We start from the raw sequence: 20,012 nt of genomic DNA on the forward strand, positions 1-20,012 counted from the left end.
CGCTATGCATCCGCTTCTGTCCATGGCCTTGGCCGCGCGTCGCTCGGCGACCGCCAAGGCGCCGTCTTCGGGGAAAATCGTCTTGAAACATCGTCTCGGCCTGATCCTGGCCGCGCTCGCCCTGCCCTTCCCCGCGCTGGCCGCCCCCAAGACGGTGGCGACGCTTGATCGCTGGCAGGTGCGGATCGATCCCAAGGATGCCGAGGCCATGCGCGCCCATCCGCAAGCCGCGAACTGGTTGTCCGCGACCGTGCCAGGCAGCGTGCAGCAGGATTTGATCGCCGCCAACATCGTCCCCGATCCCTATAAGGGCGCGAACGAAGCTGCGATCCAATGGGCGGGCCTGACCGGCTGGCAATATCGCACCAATCTCGACGTGACGCCCGCGATGCTGCGTCGCGATCATCTCGACCTGGTGTTCGACGGGCTCGACACCTTCGCGACCGTCACGGTGAACGGCCAGCCCCTGCTCTCCGCGGACAACGCCCATCGCCGCTGGCGCGCCGATGCCAAGCCGCTGCTCAAGGCGGGCGCGAACGAGGTGCTCGTCACCTTCGCCTCACCAATCAAGACGCTCCAGCCGATGGTGCTGGCCGAGAAGAATCCGCTGCCCGGCGAATATGACTCGCCCTATGGCGACGAGCCCAAGGGCAAGCAGACCTCGCCCTATATCCGCAAGCCCAAATACCAATATGGCTGGGACTGGGCGCCGCGCATCGTCGATATCGGCATCTGGCGCCCCGCCCGGCTGGAGGCGTGGGATGCCGCGCGGATCGACAATCTCCGCATCGAACAGGAAGCGCTGACCGACGCCGAGGCGCGCATCCTCGCCCGCGCCTCGGTGGTCGCCGACCGTGCGCAGACCGGCCGCATGGACGTGACCGTCACCGGCCCTGACGGCCGCCGTATCCGGGTAAAGCGCGACGTCGCCTTGCAGCCTGGCGAGAATGACGTGGTCGTCCCCGTCTCGATCACCCGCCCACAGCGCTGGCAACCGATCGGCTATGGCGCGCACCCGCTCTACACGGTCAACGCCGTGCTGGCAGGCGCGGACGCAACCGAAAAGCGCACCGGCCTGCGCACCGTCGAACTGGTCCGCAAGGACGGCAGCTTCGGGCTGAAGATCAACGGCAACGTCATCTTCGCCAAGGGCACCAACGTCATCCCCTTCGACGCCTTCCCCGCGCGCGTCACCGCCGCGACCGAGCGCCAGTTGCTCGAAAAGGCGGCCAAGGCGAACATGAACATGGTCCGCATCTGGGGCGGCGGCTATTATCCCGAGGATAGTTTCTACAACGCCGCCGACGAACTCGGCCTGATGGTTTGGCAGGACTTCATGTTCGGGGGCGCCGTCACGCCCCCCGACGCCCAGTTCCGTGAGAATGTCCGGATCGAGGCGGAGGAACAGGTCGCACGCCTGCAATCGCATCCCTCGCTCGTCATCTGGGCGGGCAATAACGAGGTGCTGTCGGGCTGGGAAAACTGGTCGGATCGCAAGGCGTTTAAAAAGGCGGTCGGCCCCGACGAGCAGGAGCGGATCGGCACCGGCATGGCGGTGCTGTTCGACCGGGTGCTGCGCGAGGCGGTGACCAAGAATTCGCCGGGCATTCCCTATTGGCCGGGCTCCCCCTCGACAGATTATGAAGCGCCCACGGATACCGACAAGAATGGCGACCGCCATTTCTGGGACGTCTGGTCGGGCTCCAAACCGATCGAGCGCTATACCGACAGTTGCCCGCGCTTCATGTCGGAGTACGGCTTCCAGGCTTTCCCCGACCTGTCGACCATCGCGACCTTCGCCGATCCGGCGGATTTCCGCATCGACAGCCCGGTGATGAAGGCGCACCAGAAGTTCCTGGCGGGTGAAGGCAATGACCGCATCACCTTCTACCTGAAGCAATATTACCGGACCCCGCGCGATTTCGCCGATCTCGTCTATCTGTCCCAGGCGATGCAGGCCCGCGCCATCGGCCTGGCCGCACGTCACCACCGCGCCTGTCGGCCGGTGACGCTGGGTTCGCTCTATTGGCAGCTCAACGATAGCTGGCCCGCGATCAGTTGGTCGAGCATCGACTGGACCGGGCATGACAAGATGCTCCAGCACGAGGTCCGCCGCTTCTTCGCGCCCCAGACCATCGTGGCGGAAACCAAGCCCGACGCGACCCGCATCGCGCTGGTCTCCGACGCCACCACGCCGAAGCCGCTCGGCTGGCGCGTCACCGGATATGGCATGGACGGCCGCAAGCTGGGCTCGCAATCGGGCAGCGTGACCATGGCCGCCGCCTCGGCCAGCGATGTCGCGATGATCCCCGACGCGACGCTCTTCACCGGTGCCGCGCCGGAGAGCAGCTATGCCGTTGCCGAGCTGTTCGATGGCGACAAGGTGATCGCCCGCCAGATCATCGAGCGGAAGATGCCGCGCGACATGGCCTATCCTGCCCCCGGCATCACCGCCCGCTGGGCGGGCAAATCGCTCACGCTCACCGCCCGCAACCTGGCGCGACAGGTACAGGTCAGCTTCGGGACCATCGCCGCCGAACCGTCCGACGATGGCTTCGACCTGTTGCCCGGCGAGAGCATCACGCTCACGATCGACAGCGACGCGGACGCCGCCACCCTGGCACAGACGCTCGCCATTCACACCCTCGGTCCGAAGGACGCCCAGTGATCCCCTTCCTCCTCCTCGCCGCCGCCGGTCAGGCCGCCGCCCCCGCCCTTCCCGCCGCCGCGCAGAAGCTGACCGTCGAACAGAAGGCGGCGCAACTGGTCAACGAGGCGCCGGCCGAACCCGCGCTCGACCTGCCGGCTTATGACTGGTGGAGCGAAGGGCTGCACGGCATCGCGCGCAACGGTCCCGCGACCGTCTTCCCGCAGGCGATGGGCATGGCCGCGACCTGGGATCCGGCGCTGATCGAAAAGGTCGGCGATGTCGTCGCGGTCGAGGCGCGCGCCAAATTCAACACCAAGCCGATCAATGCCGATCGCGGTCTGTTCGAGGGGCTGACCATCTGGTCGCCCAACATCAATATCTTCCGCGATCCGCGTTGGGGCCGGGGCCAGGAGACCTATGGCGAGGATCCGTTCCTCACCAGCCGGATCGGCATTGCCTTCGTACGGGGCCTTCAGGGCCCGGACCTGAAGCATCCCAAGGTCATCGCGACCGTCAAGCATCTCGCCGTCCATTCGGGCCCCGAGGGCGGGCGTGACAGCTTCGACGTGATGGTTTCCCCGCGCGACCTGGAGGCGACCTACCTCCCCGCCTTCCGCGCGACGGTGACCGAGGGCAAGGCGCTGTCGCTGATGTGCGCCTATAATGCGATCCACGGTACGCCGGTCTGCGCCAACCCGATGCTGATGACGGAGCGGCTGCGCACCGATTGGGGCTTCAAGGGCCTGACGGTGTCCGACTGCGACGCGGTCGGCAATATCTGGATGTTCCACCATGCCCAGCCTGACGCACCGGCGGCGGCAGCGGCGGCGTTGCGCGCGGGCACCGACCTCAACTGCGGTAACACCTATCGCGCGCTGCCCGAGGCGTTGAAGCGCGGCCTGATCACCGAAGGCGAGATCGACACCGCGCTTGCCCGCGCGCTGGCGGTGCGACGGATGCTGACGGTCGATTCCCCATGGAACCGGATCAAGCCCAGCCAGCTCGGCACGCCGGCCAACCGTGCACTGGCGCTGGAGACGGCGCGCAAGGGCATCATCCTGCTCGACAATCCGAACGACCTGCTGCCGCTCAAGGGCAAGAAGCTGGCGGTGTTCGGCGCCGATGCCGATGACCTGGGCGTGCTGGAGGGCAATTATCACGGCTCGGCGATCGATCCGGTCACCCCGCTCGACGGCATCCGCGCCAAGTTCGGCCGCGATGTCCGCTATGCGCAAGGATCGGTGCTGGCCGAGGGTGCCTTCATCAACGTTCCTGAAACCGCACTGTCGGCCAACGGCAAGCCCGGCTTGGCGGTGGAGACGATGGGGGCGAATGGCCAGTGGATCGCCGCTGGACAGGATCGCCGCATCGATTTCAACTATACCAAGATCGCCCCGTTCCGCCGTCGCTGGACCGGCACGCTGACCCCGCCGGGGCCGGGCCAGTACAAGCTGCAACTCAACGGCCCCGCCTGCTGGCACGCCTGCCCGCCACATGATCCGGTCAAGCTGTGGATCGACGATCAACTGGTCATCGACGGCGTGATCGGGGCCAAGAACCTCGAAACCACGATCGACGGCACCGCGCCGCGCCGTATCGGGGTCGAGATCGATCACAAGGGCGGCGACGAAGGCTTCCGCCTGCAATGGCTGCCCCCCGCCGAAGCGCTTCAGGCCGAGGCGCTGAAGGTCGCCGGGACCGCCGATGTGCTGGTCGCGATCGTCGGCCTGTCGCCCGATCTGGAGGGCGAAGCGCTGGGCGTCTCGGTCCCCGGCTTTGCGGGCGGCGACCGGACAGAGGTTGTTCTTCCCGAGCCGCAGCGCAACCTGCTCGCCGCGCTTCAGGCGACCGGCAAGCCGGTGGTCGCGGTAATCGTTTCGGGTTCGGCCGTATCGCTCGGTGATATCAAGCCCGCCGCGACGCTGGCGGCCTTCTATCCGGGCGCCGAAGGCGGCACCGCGCTGGCCGAAATCCTCAGTGGCGACGTGAATCCGTCGGGCCGCCTGCCCGTCACCATCTATCACTCCGCCGCCGACCTGCCCGCCTTCGCCGATTACGGGATGAAGGAGCGGACCTATCGTTACTTCACCGGCAAGCCCGCCTGGGGCTTCGGTCATGGCCTGAGCTACACGAAATTCGACTATGGCCAGCCGAGCGTGACCGCCAGCGTCGCGGTCGGGCAGCCCGTCGATGTCGCGGTGCAACTCCGCAATATCGGCCAGCGCGGTGGCGAGGAAGTGGCGCAAGCCTATCTGGTTCCCCCAGCGACCGACGAAAAGCCGGTACTGACCGATCCGATCCTGCAACGCCAGTTGGTCGGCTTCACCCGTGTCGCACTCAAGCCCGGTCAGACGGGCACGACACGCTTCACCATCGATCCGCGCATGATGAGCCAGGTCTGGCGCGACGGCACCCGCCGCATCCTGCCGGGCACCTACAAGCTCTATATCGGTGGTGGCCAGCCGGGCGATGGTGCGGGTCAATGGACCCAGTTCACCGTGACCGGTGACGCGCAGGAGTTGCCCAAGTGACGCCGAACCGTCGTGAGCTGATGGCGGGGGCTGCCGCGCTCGCCGCCACGCCAGCCTTTGCCGCTGCGCCCGCGCTCGTCAGCAAGCGCCCGCCGGTTGCCGAACGCCGCTTCGTATCGAAGGCGGTCGAGGCGGAGATCACGCGTATCTCCAAGTTGATCGCCGATCCGACGCTGCGCTGGATGTTCGGGAATTGCTATCCCAACACGCTCGACACCACCGTGTTGTCGCTGGGCGAGGTGAACGGCAAGCCGGATGCCTTCGTCATCACCGGCGACATTCCGTGCCTGTGGCTACGGGATTCGGCGGCGCAGTTGCGGCCCTATCTCCATCTGGTGAAGCGCGATCCGGCGCTGGGGCGGCTGTTCCGTGGGTTGATCGGGCGACAGGCGCGCTCGATCCTGATCGATCCTTACGCCAATGCCTTCATGCAGGACCCGAGCGCCAAGACCAATCTGAGCTGGGCGCTGAAGGACGATACCGAGATGAAGCCCGGCGTCGCCGAGCGAAAATGGGAAATCGATTCCCTCTGCTACGCGATCCGGCTGGCCTATGGCTATTGGCGCGAGACGGGCGATGTGACGCCGTTCGATGCGGAATGGAAAGCCTCGGCCCGTCTGATCGTGAAGACCTTTCGCGAGCAGCAGCGCAAGGACGGCCTCGGCCCTTATGGCTTCCGCCGCTCCGCGCCCGAGCCGACCGAGACGCTCTATCGCGGCTATGGCCTGCCGACGCGCCCCAACGGCATGATCCATTCGGGCTTCCGCCCCTCGGACGATGCGTGCCTGTACGAACAATTCGTACCCGCCAACCTGTTCGCCATGACGACGCTGCGCGAGTTGGCGACCCTGTCCAACGCGGTCGGTGAGCCTGCTCTGGCACAGGACGCGACCGCACTCGCCGCCGAGGTCGAGGGTGCGCTGAAACAGCATGGCACCATGACGCTGCCGAGCGGCGAGCACGTCTGGGCGTTCGAGGTCGATGGTTACGGCAATGCCGTCTTCATGGACGACGCCAATGTGCCGTCGCTGTCGGGCATGGCCTATCTGGGCTGCGTCGATCCGACCGATCCGCTGTGGCAGCGCACCGTCGCGGCATGCTGGAGCACGAACAATCCCTGGTATTTCGAGGGCAAGGCCCTGACCGGCATCGGCGGCCCGCATACCGGCCCCGGCCAGGTCTGGCCGATGTCGGTCATCGTCCGCGCGCTCACCTCGACCGATCCAGCGCTGCTGCGATCTAGCCTAGCGATGTTGCGCGGCTCGCAGGGTGGTACCGGCTTCATTCACGAAGGGGTCGATATCGACGATCCCACCAAGTTCACGCGCGACTGGTTCGCCTGGGCCAATGGCCTGTTCGGCGAATTGATCGTCCATGTCGCGGCCACCCGGCCGCAGGTTTTGCGGGAGACGTTCGCATGATTTTGACCCGCCGCTCGCTTCTCGCCGGGACCGCGCTCGCCAGTCTCCCGATCCGGGGCGTCACGGCCGCCGTGCCGATGACGGTCGCGCGTCCCAATCTGTTCGTCGGCACCGGCGGCGATGGTCATACCTATCCGGGCGCGGTCCTGCCCTTCGGCATGGTTCAGCTCAGCCCCGATACCGATGTCGAGCGCTGGGATACCTGCTCGGGCTATCATCATGGCGACGGCTCGATCATGGGGTTCAGCCACACCCATTTGTCGGGCACCGGCATCGGCGACATGCTCGACGTGCTGGTCGTGCCGACGCGGGGCGAGTTGAAGCTGGTACCGGGGCCGCTCTCCAACCCCGATGAAGGCTATCGCCAGCGTTATTCGGACGAACGAGCCGAGCCTGGCTATTACCGGGTCAAGCTGGAGTCCGGCGTCTTGGCCGAACTCACCGTGACCGAGCGGACCGGCTGGCACCGCTACACCTATCCGAAGGGGCCGGGCCATGTCCTGATCGACCTGTCACACCTCGTCCTCGACAAGAGCGATGCCAAGCCCCTGATCACCGATGCGGAACTGACCATCGAGCCCGATGGCACGATCACCGGCACCCGCCGTGTGTTCCGCTGGGCCAAGGGACGGCGCATCTTCTTCGCGCTGCAGATGTCGAAGAAGCCGACACGCATCCAGCTTTATGGCGACAATGATGCCCCCGCGAACGGCAAGGCCGTCAAGGGCAACCGCCTGAAGGCTGCGCTGCATTTCGACGAGCTGGGCGATGCGCCATTGCTGATCCGTTGCGGCATCTCGGCGGTCGATGTCGCGGGCGCCAAGGCGAACTTGGCCGCTGAGGCCCAGCATTGGGACTTCGACCGCACCCGCCGCGCCGCCATGGCGCGCTGGGCCGAGACACTGGGCGGCGTCCGCGTCGAGGGCGGGACCGAGGATCAGCGGACGATCCTGGCCTCCGCCAACTATCACACGCTGATTGCGCCCACGCTCTTTTCGGACGTGGACGGGCGCTATGTCGGGCTCGATCAGAAGGTCCACACCCTGCCTGCCGGACAGTTCGCCTACAGCACCTTCTCCACCTGGGACACGTACCGCGCGCTCCACCCCTGGCTGATCCTGACCCAGCCGGCGCAGGCCAAGAAGCTGATCGACGACGTGATCCGCCAGACCCAGCAGAGCCTGTATGGTCCGCCGGTCTGGACGCTTCAGGGCAAGGAAACCGGCGTCATGATCGGCTGGCACGGCACGCCGATCATGGCCGAGGCGATGGTCAAGGGCATTCCCGCCGATTACGCCGCCGCCTGGCCCGGTATCGCCAAGCGCAGCTTCGACTTCTCCGCGCCCGATCTGGACAATAGCAAGGGCCGCGACCTGTATGACGCCAAGGGCTATGTCCCCGCCGATATCTGGTTCGAAAGCGTCAGCCGGACGCAGGAATACGCCTATGACGACTGGGCGGCGTCCCACATCGCCCGAAAGGCCGGCAAGACGGCCGAGGCCGACCGGCTGCTCAAGCGATCGGGCAATTGGCGCAACGTCATCGATCCGACGATCGGCTTTGCCCGCCCGCGCTTCAACGATGGCAGTTGGTGGAAGGATTACGACCCCATCCAGCTCGGCCACATGCCCAAGCCCTGGTGGCGCGACTATACCGAGGCCAATGGCTGGCAGGCGACCTTCCTCAACCAGCATGACGTCTATGGCCTGATCCGCCACATGGGCGGCGACGCCAAGTTCGAGGCCAAGCTGGACGAACTGTTCTCGGCGCCCTCGACGCTGCCCAAGAATGCGCCGCCCGACATTTCGGGCCTCGTCGGCCAGTACGCCCATGGCAATGAGCCGGACCAGCATGTCGCCTATCTCTACGCCTATGTCGGTGCGCCGTGGAAAACCCAGCGCATGGTTCGCCGCCTGCTGACCGAGATGTACAAGAACGCGCCCGACGGCATCATCGGCAACGATGACTGCGGCCAGATGAGCGCGTGGTTCCTCTTCTCGGCGCTCGGTTTCTATCCGGTCGATCCGGTCAGCGGCGCGTACGTCTTCGGCGGTCCGCTGTTCGACCGCGCGCAGGTCGCGATGGGTGGTGGCAGGACGCTGACCGTCGAGGCCAAGGGCAATGGCCCGGACGCACCTTACATCCAGTCGGTGACGTGGAACGGTCGTCCCTGGACCAAGAGCTGGATCGACCATGCCACGCTGGCCAAGGGCGGCACCCTGTCCTTCACCATGGGGGCAAAGCCCAATCCCGCCTTCGGTCGCGATCCGAAGGACCGGCCGCCCTCCTTCGACCATATGCCCGCCTGATCCCTCCCGGAGCCGACCCGACAATGACCGATTTCTCCCGCCGCGCCGTCCTCGCCTCCGGGCTCGTCGCATCCGCCACGCCGGCCTTCGCCAAGGTGAAGGCCGGCGCGCCCGCCCCTTATGGCGCGGTCCCCTCGGCGCGGCAGTGGCGCTGGCATCAGCGCGAGCAGTACGCGTTCGTCCACTTCGCCATGAACACCTTCACCGACAAGGAATGGGGTTATGGCGACGAAGACCCCAAGATGTTCAACCCGTCCGATTTCAGCGCCGATCAGATCGTCGCGGCGGCCAAGGCGGGGAATCTGAAGGGCATCATCCTGACGGCAAAGCATCATGACGGCTTCTGCCTGTGGCCAACCAAGCTGACCGAACATTGCATCCGCAACTCGCCATACAAGGACGGCAAGGGCGATATCGTCCGCGAGATGTCGGACGCCTGCAAGCGCGGCGGCATCGCCTTCGGCATCTACCTTTCGCCCTGGGATCGCAACCATCCGCAATATGGGCGGCCCGCCTATGTGGAATATTTCCGCAAGCAGGTGGTCGAGCTTTGCACCGGTTACGGCGAACTGTTCGAATTCTGGTTCGACGGGGCGAATGGCGGCGACGGCTATTATGGCGGCGCGCGCGAGACGCGGCAGATCGATGCGCCTAAATATTATAACTGGCCCTCGATCATCGCCCTGGTCCATCAATATCAGCCCATGGCCTGCACCTTCGATCCGCTGGGCGCGGATATTCGCTGGGTGGGCAATGAGGACGGCGTAGCGGGCGATCCCTGCTGGCCGACCATGCCGAACCATCCGTACGTCCAGTCGGAGGGCAATTCGGGCGTACGCGGCGGCGCGCTGTGGTGGCCGGCCGAGACCAACACCTCGATCCGGCCCGGCTGGTTCTATCATGCCGACGAGGACTCGAAGGTCCGATCGCCGGAGAACCTCGTCGGCTATTTCGACACCTCGGTCGCGCGGGGCACCAACATGAACCTGAACCTGCCGCCCGACCGGCGCGGCCGCATCCCCGATCAGGATGTGAAGATCCTGAAGAGCTTCGGCGACGCGATCCGTGCCAGCTTCGCGACCGACCTCGCGCAAGGCGCGGTGGCCAGCGCCAGCCATGTGCGCGGCAAGGGTTTCGAGGCGGCGAAGGTGCTGGACGGGAACCGCGACACCTATTGGTCCGCGCCGGACGGCGTGACGACACCCAGCCTGACGCTCGACCTGCCGCCGAACCGCAGTTTCGACCTGATCCGTATCCGCGAATATCTGCCGCTGGGCGTGCGCGTCACCCGCTTCGCGGTCGACGCCGAGGTGAACGGCCGGTGGCAGCAACTTGCCGAGCATGAGTGCATCAGCGCACAGCGGATCATCCGGCTGCCCGCCCCCATCACCGCGAAGCGAGTCCGCCTGCGGATCGTCGAGGCGCCCGTCGCCTGCGCGATCAGCGAGGTTTCGCTGTTCAAGAGCGTCGCACCGGTCCCCGTCCCCGCGATCGTGTCGAGCGATCCCACGGTGCTGGCCACGACCGATTGGAAGATCGTCTCGGCCACCGCGCCCGGCGCCGAGAAGCTGCTCGACAATGACGCCAAGACCATCTGGGTCCAGCCGGCGCCGACACCGGGCAAGCCAGCCAGCGTCACCGTCGATATGGGCCAGGTCCGCAACGTCGCGGGCTTCAGCCTGACGCCCTCGCGCCAGGTGATGATCGATGCCGCCCCGCCGCGCGGCTATGTCGCGGAGACGAGCGTCGACGGCAAGAGCTGGACCCCGGCGGGCTCGGGCGAATTCTCCAACATCGCCTATGCGCTCTCCACCCAGCGCCTGCCTTTCACCAGCGTCCGGCCGGTCCGCTATCTGCGCCTGACCTTCGCGGAAATGTCCAAGCCTGCGGAAAAGCTGGCGATTGCCGGAATCGGCGGCTTCACCAAGCGCTGATCCCGCCGCTCTCCCCACCCCATCGCGGCAGTAAATACGCCGCGATGGGGTGGTATTTCCCTTTTGTGCGTTGCAGCATGGATCAACACACAGGAGGGATGGTATGACCGACCGTCACGATCCGACGTCAACACGAAGCCTATCGGCGCGGCGCCCGCGTGTCGCGCTGGCCTTGCAGGGCGGGGGTGCGCACGGCGCCTATGGTTGGGGTGTCGTCGAACGCCTGCTCGAAGAAGACATCGATCTGGTCGGCGTCAGCGGCGCCAGCGCCGGCGCGATCAACGGTGCCGCCGTGGTATCGGGCTATGCCTCCCAGGGCAGCGAGGGCGCGCGGGCGGCGCTAGAAAAGGTCTGGCGCAATGTCGCCGATGCCTCGCCGCTCGCCCCGCTCGATGTCGGCGCGATGGGCGGCCCCTTTTTCGAACCCCTGCTGCGGCGGTCGCTCGACATTGCCAAGCTTTCCAGCCGCTATGTCGCGCCCTTCCTGCCCGGCGTGCGCGACATGAGCGGTTTGCGCCGCGCGGTGGAGACCAGCATCGACCTGGATCTGCTCGCCCGCCAGACCATATTGCCCTTCTACGTCGCGGCGACGCATATCGCCTCCGGCTCGGCGCGACTGTTCACTGGCGAGGCAGTGACGCTCGATGCGCTGATGGCCTCGGCCTGTCTACCCGAGCTGTTCGCTGCGGTGGAGATCGATGGCGAGCAGTTCTGGGATGGCGGCTTCACCGCCAATCCCGCGCTGGAGCCACTCTTGTCCAACGCGATCGGCGCGACCGACATGATCATCGTCCAGATCACGCCCTTTACCGTCGAGGATGTCGGCGATTCGGTGGGCGAGGTGATGCGCCGGGTCAGCGATATCAGCTTCAACGCCTGTCTGCGGCGCGACCTGCGCGCCTTGTCCGAGATTCAGGATATCGCCCGTGCCGCCCCCTCGCGCGACCCGCGCATGCAGGCGATCGCGCGGGTCAATCTGCACCTGCTGTCGCCACCCGATGAACTGGCCGGTCCCTCGGGCACGAGCAAGGTCGATACGCGCTGGTCGGTGCTTCAGGATCTGCGCACCATGGGCCGGGCACAGGCCGAACAATGGCTGGCCGCCCATCGCGACTTTCTGGGCCGCGATTCCTCATTCGAGGGGCTGCCGGAGGATATGCGGGGTTGATCCGCCGATAAGGGCTCCGAACGCGATCGATCGGTAGGGCGCATCGGAACGCTACGTGATGGCGACGGTTGTGGCTCACTTGATCGCAAGGCAGGAGCCAAGGACATGGCCAGATTTACCGGCAAGATCATCGTCATCACCGGGGCGGCATCGGGTATCGGCGAAGGCGCTGCACGACGCTTCGCCGAAGAGGGCGCGACGCTCGTCCTGGGCGATATGGATGGCGAAGGGCTGAAGACGCTGGCCGAACAACTTGCCCCCGCCACCGTCGCGACGCGGGAAACCGATGTGTCCGACATGGCGGCGTGCGAAGCGCTGGTCGCGCTGGCCATCGAGCGATTCGGGCGGATCGACGTGCTGGTCAGCAATGCCGGGGTCGATCATCTCGGCAAGCTGGATGAGGGAGATTTCTCAGCCTTTACGAAAGTGATCGAGACCGATCTTTACGGCGTCGTCCAGATGGCCCGCGCAGCCATCACCCATCTGCGCGCCTCCAAGGGGTGCATCATCAATATGTCGTCGGTCTCGGGACTGGGTGGCGATTGGAACCACAGCTTCTATTGTGCGGCCAAGGGGGCGGTGACCAACTTCACCCGCGCGCTGGCGATGGACGAGGCGAGGAACGGCGTGCGTGTCAACGCGGTGAACCCGTCGCTGACCTACACCCCGTTGACGGAGGGCATGAAGGAACAGCCCGAGCTGATCGCCAAATTCGAGGAGCGCATTCCCATGGGGCGCGGCGCGCAGCCGGAGGATATTGCCGGTGCCGTCGCCTTTCTGGCGAGCGAGGACGCGCGCTTCATCACAGGCATCAATCTGCCGGTCGATGGCGGCCTCAGCGCCTCCAACGGACAGCCGCCGCTAAGCTAAATCGGAATAGATGCAGATCAAGATTTGGTGGAGTTATATCATCTGGCACTGCCTGGCTCTCTATTCTCTCAGGGCCTCGGGAGCCAAATAATAAATCCAACGTTGTCGCTCCATAACGAAAGGGGCGAGATTGTTTATCCTGCATCTGGCGCTTGGCGGTTGCCTGAAATCACCACCTGTCCATTATGGCATCACCGCCGACACGGGCGGACATATTGCTTATATTCTTGATGCAGCCGCCGCACAGGCCGATAATATTGATACAGATCAAGTCTCCGTCGTCACTCGGTTGTTCGAAGGTGACGGTTTGGCACCTGAGCATGCCCTGGTTTCCGAACGGCTTCGGCCCGGTCTGACCATCGATCGGATTGCGACCGGCAATCGGCGCTACCTCGAAAAGGATGCACTGGCCGAGGATATGCCGGCCTTTATCGAGGCGTTCTGCGCGCATCTGGCGCGCCTGCCGCGCTTGCCGGATGTGATCCACGCGCATTTCTCGGACGCCGCCGCCGTCGCGGCGGAGGCGCGGCAACGCTTCGCCATTCCCTTCGTCTATACGCCGCACGCGCTCGGCATCGACAAAAGGGCGCATCAGGGCCCCTGCCCTGCGCTCGACGCACGGATCGCCGCCGAGGAACGGGCAATTGCGCAGGCCGATGCAATCATCGTCTCCACCCGTGACGAGGCCGATCGACAGGTCCATGCCTATCGGGCGTCGACCTCCGCGCGCATCCATTGCATCCCGCCGGGCGTGCCGAGCCGTGACGCCGCATCAATGGCGGACGGGTCGCTGGTCGATCGGCTGGACCAGTGGCTCGATGATCCGGCCAAACCCATCGTGCTCGCGATCGCAAGGCCGGTCGCCAAGAAGAACCTGATAGGTTTGGCGCGGGCCTATGCCGGATCGCCCGGGCTACAGACGGCGGCCAATCTCGTCATCCTGGCCGGACAGCATGACGGCCCCGGCTCGGCCGAGGAACGCGGCGTCCTGGCCGAGCTTCAAGCCCTGGCGGCGCAACCCGCCATTCGGGGCCGCATCGCCCTACCGCCCACCCATGACGGGCGCGACGTCGCCGCGCTGTATGATCTTGCCGCGCAAGGCGGCGTGTTCGTCAATCCCGCCTTCCACGAACCGTTCGGCCTGACCCTGATCGAGGCGGCGGCGGCGGGCGTGCCAGTGGTCGCCACGCAAGCCGGCGGCCCCAGCGAGATCGTCGCGGCGCTGTGCCATGGCCTGCTCATCGATCCCCGCGATGACGAGTCCATCGCCGATGCCTGCCTTGCCATCCTGAACGACCCCGAACGCCATGCCCGGATGAGCGCATCGGGCCGACGCGGCGTCGCGCGCTATGACTGGCAACGCTATGCGGCGGAGTCGATCGCCCTTTACGCCCGACTGCCGCGCGCACCCTCGCTGCTCGCCAGCGATATCGACCATACGCTGACCGGCTGTCCGGTCGGAGCCCATGGCTTTGCCCAGTGGCGGCGGAGCAGCAGCCTGCCCTTCGTGGTCGCGACCGGCCGCTCCTTTGCGATGGCACGGATGATCCTGTCGCAATGGGGCCTGCCCGAGCCCGACGCCTTCATCACCGATGTCGGCACGCGCATCATGCTGAAGGGGCAACGCGGCTGGTACGAATGCCCGGTCTATGCCACCCGGCTGGACGAAGGCTGGGACCGCAAGGCGGTGGCCGCGGCGCTCAAGCCCTTGCGACTGCGTCCCCAGCCGCGCGACACCGCTGGTCCGCACAAGCTGAGCTTCTTCGGCACCGCCGCTGATGCCGAGCAGGTCCGCACCGTCCTTGCCGAGCAAAAGCTGGCGGCGAAGGTCGTCTTCTCGCACGGCCGATTGATCGACGTGCTCGCGCCCTTGGGCGGCAAGGCGGCGGCGATCGCGGCCTATGCCCGGCGGCTGGATCTGTCGCTGGGCGCCTGCATCGCGGCAGGGGACAGCGGCAACGACGTCGACATGCTGGAGGCCTGTGGCCACGCCATCGTCGTCGGCAACGCCAGTGACGAGTTGAACGACCTGACGGTGCGCGAAGGGTTGATGCGCGTGACCGGTCATCATGCGCATGGCGTGCTGGAAGGGCTGGAGCGGCTGGGCCTGACCGAACCGGTGCTGGCCCAGGCCAGCGCGGCATGACCCGTCCCTTCGGCTATTTCGTCCATCACCAAGGGCGTGGCCATGCCGAACGCTGCGCCGCCATTCTGAACGCGCTGCCGCCAGAGCGGCCGGTGACGATCTTCTGCGCGCGCGATGACATCTTCCCGTCCCTGCCGCCCCGTGCGACGATCGTGACCATCCCGTCGCTGTTCGAGCCGACCGGGGCCGAGGCGGGCTCGATGGACGCGATCCCCACCCCCGACACGCTGCACTGCGCGCCGCTCGGTTGGCCGGGTATTCGCCACGCCATGGCGGTGATCGCGCAGTGGTTCGACGCCGCTGACCCCGCGCTGATGATCTGCGACGTGTCGGCCGAGATCGCGCAACTGTCCCGCATCTGCTCGGTCCCGCACGTCAAGGTGCTGCAACATGGCGACCGCCACGATGCCGGCCACCGGGCGGCCTATGACGGCGCGGCCGGCTTGCTGGCGGCGTTCGACGAGAAACTGGCCCAGCCCGAATGGGATGCGGCGATGCGCGCCAAGACCTGCTTTGCCGGGGGCCTGGGCGTCGACACTCGCGTGCCCGAGCGGGAGCTGGCGCGGCAACGGATCGGTGTTGGGCCGGACGAGGAGATGATCCTGGTCATGGCCGGCGGTGGTGGCGGCGGCTTTGCCCAGGCGCCGCTCGGCGTCGGCGCCCGCAGTCGGCCGGACGCGCGCTGGATCACGATCGGCCCAGTGCTGCGCGACTGGCACGCGACCGAGCCCGCCAATATCGAACATCGCGGCTGGGTCGACAATCCGGCCGACCATGTCGCCGCCGCCGACCTGGTCATCGCCTCGACTGGCAACACCACCTGCCAGCAAATCCTGGCCGCCGCCCGGCCCTGGCTCGCTATCCCTGAGTGGCGTTATTTCGATGAACAGCATCGCAAGGCCGACGCGCTGGCGGCGGCGGGGGTGGCGTGCGTCCGTCCCCACCTCCCCTCCTCGGCCCAGGCCTGGACCGCTGCTTTGGCCGAAACCCGCAGCAATCATCGCCCGGCCGCGCAGCGCACCATGATCGCCGACGCGCCGGCACAACTCGCCGCCGACTGGCTGGAGGAGCTCGCCGCCCGGCTCTGGCCGATCACGATCGATACGCCTGCCGCCACCCCCTCCCCCGATCCTACCGGAGCCCATTCATGATTTCGGTCGTCACGCTTGCCGGGGGCCGCCCCGAACACCTCCGCAACGTCGTTCTCGGTCTGACCCGCCAAAGCCTCATGCCCGCCGAACTGATCGTCGCGGTGATCCAGGATCAGCCCTATGATCTGCCCGACGCCCCCTTCCCCATCCGGCAGATGATGATCGAGGGCCCCCGCCTGCCGCTGGCCGCCGCGCGCAATGCGGCGGCACGCGCGGCGATCGGCGACAAGCTCGTCTTTCTCGACATGGACTGTATCCCGACGCCCGAGCTGCTCGCCGATTACGACCGCTATCTGGATGAGATGGACGCGCTGCTGATGGGGGAGGTCATGTACCTGCCCGGCGGCGCGACGCAGGGCGATTGGTCGACCGACGCATTCGCCGCCATCGCCGTGCGCCATTCGGACCGGCGCGGACCGCCGCCGCAGGGGATAGAGGTGTGCGAGGATTATCGCTGCTTCTGGTCGCTCAACTTCGCCATGCGTCGCGCGACCTTCCTTGCGACCGGCGGCTTTGATGAACGCTATGCCGGTTATGGCGGCGAAGACACCGATTTCGGCAAGGTCGTCGACAAGGCCGGCGTCCCGATCGCCTGGATCAAGGGCGGTCTCGCCTATCATCAATATCATCCCCATCACATGCCGCCGGTCCATCATCTGGAAAGCGTGGTCCGCAATGCGGAAGCGTTCGAGGCCAAATGGGGCTATCGTACCATGGGCCATTGGCTGCACGCCTTCCGCCTGATGGGCCTGATCGACGACACACCCGGCCTGCCCATCCGCATCCTGCGCGCGCCCGATGCGGATGACCTGACCCTTACCGGCCAGCAGAGCCATCAGCCCTATGCGAATACCGCCAGCGTCATCCGCCTGCTTGAGGAGCGGGCCGCGTCCGGCCGGGCGGCGGCATGAGGATCGCGCTGCTCGCCCACGTCCGCCAGCCGATCCGGCAACCCTTTCTGGGCGGGATGGAGGCGCATGGCTGGTATCTGGCCGAGGGGCTGATGGCGCGCGGTCATGAGGTGGTGCTGTTCGCCGCCGGTGACAGCGACCCGCACTTCACGATCGATCCGGTCCTGCCCGTCCATTATGAAGCGGTGTTTCCCTGGGCCGAGCATCGCGGCAAGCCCGAACTGATCGCGCATGTCGATCGCGGTTATGCCGAGGCCTGCGAGCGGATCGCGCGCGGCGGGTTCGATGTGGTCCACAACAACAGCCTCCACCGCTTTCCGCTGGAACAGCGTCGCACGGCGGTGACGCCGACCGTCACCTCGCTGCACGTGCCGCCCTATGACGCGCTCCATCATTTCGTCCGGGTCAGCCCCTCCCCCAGCCACCGCCTGACCGTCACCTCGCAGAGCCAGCTCAAGGCCTGGTGGCCCGAAGGCGCACCTGTGGAGGCGTCGGTACTGCACAACGCCATCGACCCGGCCGCTTGGCCCTTTGTCGAACAGGGCAACGGCGAGGGCGTATGGTGCGGGCGGATCACCCCGAATAAGGGCCCACACTGGGCGATCCTGGCAGCGCGGGAGGCGGGCATTGCCCTCACCCTTTTCGGCGCGATCGAGGATCGCGACTATTGGGCGGCCGAGGTCGAGCCGCTGCTGGATAGCGACATCCGCTATGGCGGGCATCTGGATGGTGCAGCGCTAGCCGCCGAACTGGGTCGCGCCTCCGTATTCCTGTTCACGCCCTGCTGGGACGAGCCGTTCGGACTGGTGGCGATCGAGGCTATGGCCTGTGGCCTGCCCGTCGCCGCCTTCGATCAAGGGGCCGCGCGCGAAGTCGTGGGCGAAGCCGGTGCCGTCGCGCCCGCCGGAGACGTCATGGGTCTGGCCGCCGCCATTCGTGACAGCCTGACCATCGACCGTGCCATCCCGCGCCGCCGGGTCGAAACCCATTTCGCCCGCGACCTGTGGCTCGACCGCTGCGAGACGCTCTACGCCGCCGTCACCACCGCGCCGCACAGCGCCATCGCGGCGTGAGCGATCCGGTCATCGCCGCGCAGCACGCGGCTCTGCTAGACCTGTACCGGCGCCATGCCCCGCCGCCGGGAGCACCCTATGCGCTGGTCGACTTCCCCGACCATCCCAATGTCGGCGACAGCGCGATCTGGCTCGGCGAGATCGCGTTGCTGCGCGCGGTCGGCGCGGGCGATCCGGCCTATGTCTGCCGCTGGGACGATTTCGACGAAGCGACGTTTCGCGATGCTTGCCCGACGGGACCGATCTTCATCCATGGCGGCGGCAATCTAGGGGATATCTGGCCGCATCATCAGCATTTTCGCGAAGCGCTGCTGACCGATTTTGTCGACCGGCGGATCGTGCAACTGCCCCAGTCGATCCACTTCCGCGATGCCGCCCATCGCGATCGCTTCGCGGCGGCCGTCGCGAGGCATCCCGACTTTCACCTTTTCGTTCGCGATGCGGCCAGTCTGGCATTGGCCAAGGCGTATTTCGACTGCCCCAGCGACCTCGCACCCGACTCCGCTTTCGGAATCGGCGCCTTGCCCCGGCCGGTCGAAGCCGATTGCCGCATCCTGATGCTGCTCCGCTCCGATGCCGAGCGGGCGGCGCGCGATGATGAAGCCTTGCGCGATCTGCCCAATGCGGTCGCGCTCGATTGGCTTGAGGAGGACGCGGTCATCGCCACCGATCCGACCGAGCGCGCCCGGCTCCGCGTGGAACGAGGCTTGCGCCTGCTGTCGCGCGGCGAACGGATCGTGACCGATCGGTTGCACGGCCATATCCTCGCGCTGCTGCTCGGCATCCCCCATGTCATCCTCGACAATGACTATGGCAAGGTCGCGGCCTATCACGCCGCCTGGACCGCCGCCTCGCCGCTGGTCCATCAGGCCGCCACGGCGGAGGACGCCATGGCCGGGCTGATGGCATGATCGACATCAGCCTGATGATCTGCACGCGCAACCGCCGTGACAGCCTGTCCGCCACGCTGGACTCGGTCGCAGCGGCGGCAGGCGGCCAGCGGCTGGAGTTGATCATCGTCGACAATGGCTCGACCGACGACAGCGCGGCGACGATCCGGCACTGGGCGGCCGATCGTCCCTTTACCGTGCGACTGCTGTCCGAGCCACGTCCCGGCCTTGCCCGTGCGCGCAACGTCGCATTGGCAGCGGCGCGGGGGCGCATCATCGCGATGACCGATGACGACTGCATCCTTCACCCCGATTATTTCGAACAACTGATCCGCGCCTTCGCGGCCCAGCCCGCCCCGGTCGTCATCGGCGGGCGTATCTTGCTGGGCGATCCAGCCGATCTGCCGGTGACCGTCAAGCTGGAGGATCATCCGATGATCGCGCCCTCCGACGGCTTTCCCGGCGGTTTCGTAATGGGCGCCAATCTGGCCTTCACCGCCGATGTCCGGGACAAGGTCGGCCTGTTCGACGAACGCTTCGGGGCTGGCGCGCCTTTCCGCGCGGCCGAGGATACCGATTATCTGTTCCGGGCGTTGGGGCATGGCATTCCCGTCCGATACGATCCGAACTTCGTCGTCGACCATCATCATGGCCGAAGGCGCCCCCAAGAGATCGTCACGCTACTCGCCGGCTATGGCTATGGCGACGGCGCGGTCTACGCCAAACATCTGCTGAGCGACCGGCGGATCGGGCGGGCGATGGCGCAGGACCTGGCCAATCTTCGCGACCGGTTCGCGGGGCCCGTGCCGGCCATCCGACATTTCCACGCCTTTCGCCTGCGCCACATCCTGGCGGGCCTGGCCGGCTATGGTCGTCAGGCGATCCGCTGGCGGCGACACCCCGCCACGGAGGCCCATTCGTTTCGGCCGCAGAATTAAAAGCACGCCCGCGGTTGTTT

The 20,012-nt window shown here is 66.5% G+C and carries 13 protein-coding genes; all 13 read left to right on the top strand.

What is annotated here, in order from left to right:
- Positions 1–82 precede the first annotated feature (82 nt).
- The 13 genes from SP6_RS15845 to SP6_RS15905 all read left to right on the top strand — a co-directional run bounded on the left by SP6_RS15845 (position 83) and on the right by SP6_RS15905 (position 19,992).
- Positions 83–2,668, top strand: a complete 2,586-nt coding sequence (locus tag SP6_RS15845) for a beta-mannosidase (RefSeq protein WP_037568076.1) — start codon at positions 83–85, stop codon at positions 2,666–2,668.
- Positions 2,665–5,181: a glycoside hydrolase family 3 N-terminal domain-containing protein gene (locus SP6_RS15850; RefSeq protein WP_007404145.1), complete on the top strand. Its 2,517-nt coding sequence runs from the start codon at positions 2,665–2,667 to the stop codon at positions 5,179–5,181. Before SP6_RS15845 ends, SP6_RS15850 begins: the two co-directional genes overlap by 4 nt.
- A gap of 20 nt (positions 5,182–5,201) precedes the next feature.
- On the top strand, positions 5,202–6,602 hold the full coding sequence (locus SP6_RS15855; protein ID WP_007403967.1) for a glycoside hydrolase family 125 protein: 1,401 nt from the start codon (positions 5,202–5,204) through the stop codon (positions 6,600–6,602).
- On the top strand, positions 6,599–8,911 hold the full coding sequence (locus SP6_RS15860) for a GH92 family glycosyl hydrolase (RefSeq protein ID WP_007404050.1): 2,313 nt from the start codon (positions 6,599–6,601) through the stop codon (positions 8,909–8,911). The genes SP6_RS15855 and SP6_RS15860 overlap by 4 nt, the downstream gene beginning before the upstream one ends.
- A gap of 23 nt (positions 8,912–8,934) precedes the next feature.
- Positions 8,935–10,845, top strand: a complete 1,911-nt coding sequence (locus SP6_RS15865; RefSeq protein WP_007404242.1) for an alpha-L-fucosidase — start codon at positions 8,935–8,937, stop codon at positions 10,843–10,845.
- A 103-nt stretch (positions 10,846–10,948) separates the two neighbouring features.
- Positions 10,949–12,013 (top strand): patatin-like phospholipase family protein, encoded by a 1,065-nt coding sequence (locus tag SP6_RS15870; protein ID WP_007403965.1) that lies wholly within the window; start codon positions 10,949–10,951, stop codon positions 12,011–12,013.
- Between the two features lie 105 nt (positions 12,014–12,118).
- A complete protein-coding gene (gene budC / locus SP6_RS15875) occupies positions 12,119–12,883 on the top strand; it encodes a meso-2,3-butanediol dehydrogenase (protein WP_007404043.1) in 765 nt (254 codons plus the stop codon).
- A 130-nt stretch (positions 12,884–13,013) separates the two neighbouring features.
- Positions 13,014–15,029 carry an HAD-IIB family hydrolase gene (locus tag SP6_RS15880; protein ID WP_007404045.1) on the top strand — a complete coding sequence of 672 codons (2,016 nt, stop codon included), beginning with the start codon at positions 13,014–13,016 and terminating at the stop codon, positions 15,027–15,029.
- On the top strand, positions 15,026–16,180 hold the full coding sequence (locus SP6_RS15885; protein WP_007404013.1) for a hypothetical protein: 1,155 nt from the start codon (positions 15,026–15,028) through the stop codon (positions 16,178–16,180). The genes SP6_RS15880 and SP6_RS15885 overlap by 4 nt, the downstream gene beginning before the upstream one ends.
- Positions 16,177–17,091, top strand: coding sequence for a galactosyltransferase-related protein (locus SP6_RS15890; RefSeq protein WP_037567990.1), 915 nt, complete (start codon positions 16,177–16,179; stop codon positions 17,089–17,091). The genes SP6_RS15885 and SP6_RS15890 overlap by 4 nt, the downstream gene beginning before the upstream one ends.
- The gene (locus SP6_RS15895) at positions 17,088–18,164 is read left to right on the top strand and encodes a glycosyltransferase (protein ID WP_007404151.1); all 1,077 of its coding nucleotides are present in this window, start codon (positions 17,088–17,090) and stop codon (positions 18,162–18,164) included. Before SP6_RS15890 ends, SP6_RS15895 begins: the two co-directional genes overlap by 4 nt.
- Positions 18,161–19,075 (top strand): polysaccharide pyruvyl transferase family protein, encoded by a 915-nt coding sequence (locus tag SP6_RS15900; protein ID WP_007404105.1) that lies wholly within the window; start codon positions 18,161–18,163, stop codon positions 19,073–19,075. Before SP6_RS15895 ends, SP6_RS15900 begins: the two co-directional genes overlap by 4 nt.
- Positions 19,072–19,992, top strand: a complete 921-nt coding sequence (locus tag SP6_RS15905; protein ID WP_007404036.1) for a glycosyltransferase family 2 protein — start codon at positions 19,072–19,074, stop codon at positions 19,990–19,992. Before SP6_RS15900 ends, SP6_RS15905 begins: the two co-directional genes overlap by 4 nt.
- Positions 19,993–20,012: the final 20 nt, after the last annotated feature.

Source organism: Sphingomonas paucimobilis NBRC 13935 (assembly GCF_000739895.2).
In the GTDB taxonomy this organism is placed as follows: Bacteria; Pseudomonadota; Alphaproteobacteria; order Sphingomonadales; family Sphingomonadaceae; genus Sphingomonas; species Sphingomonas paucimobilis.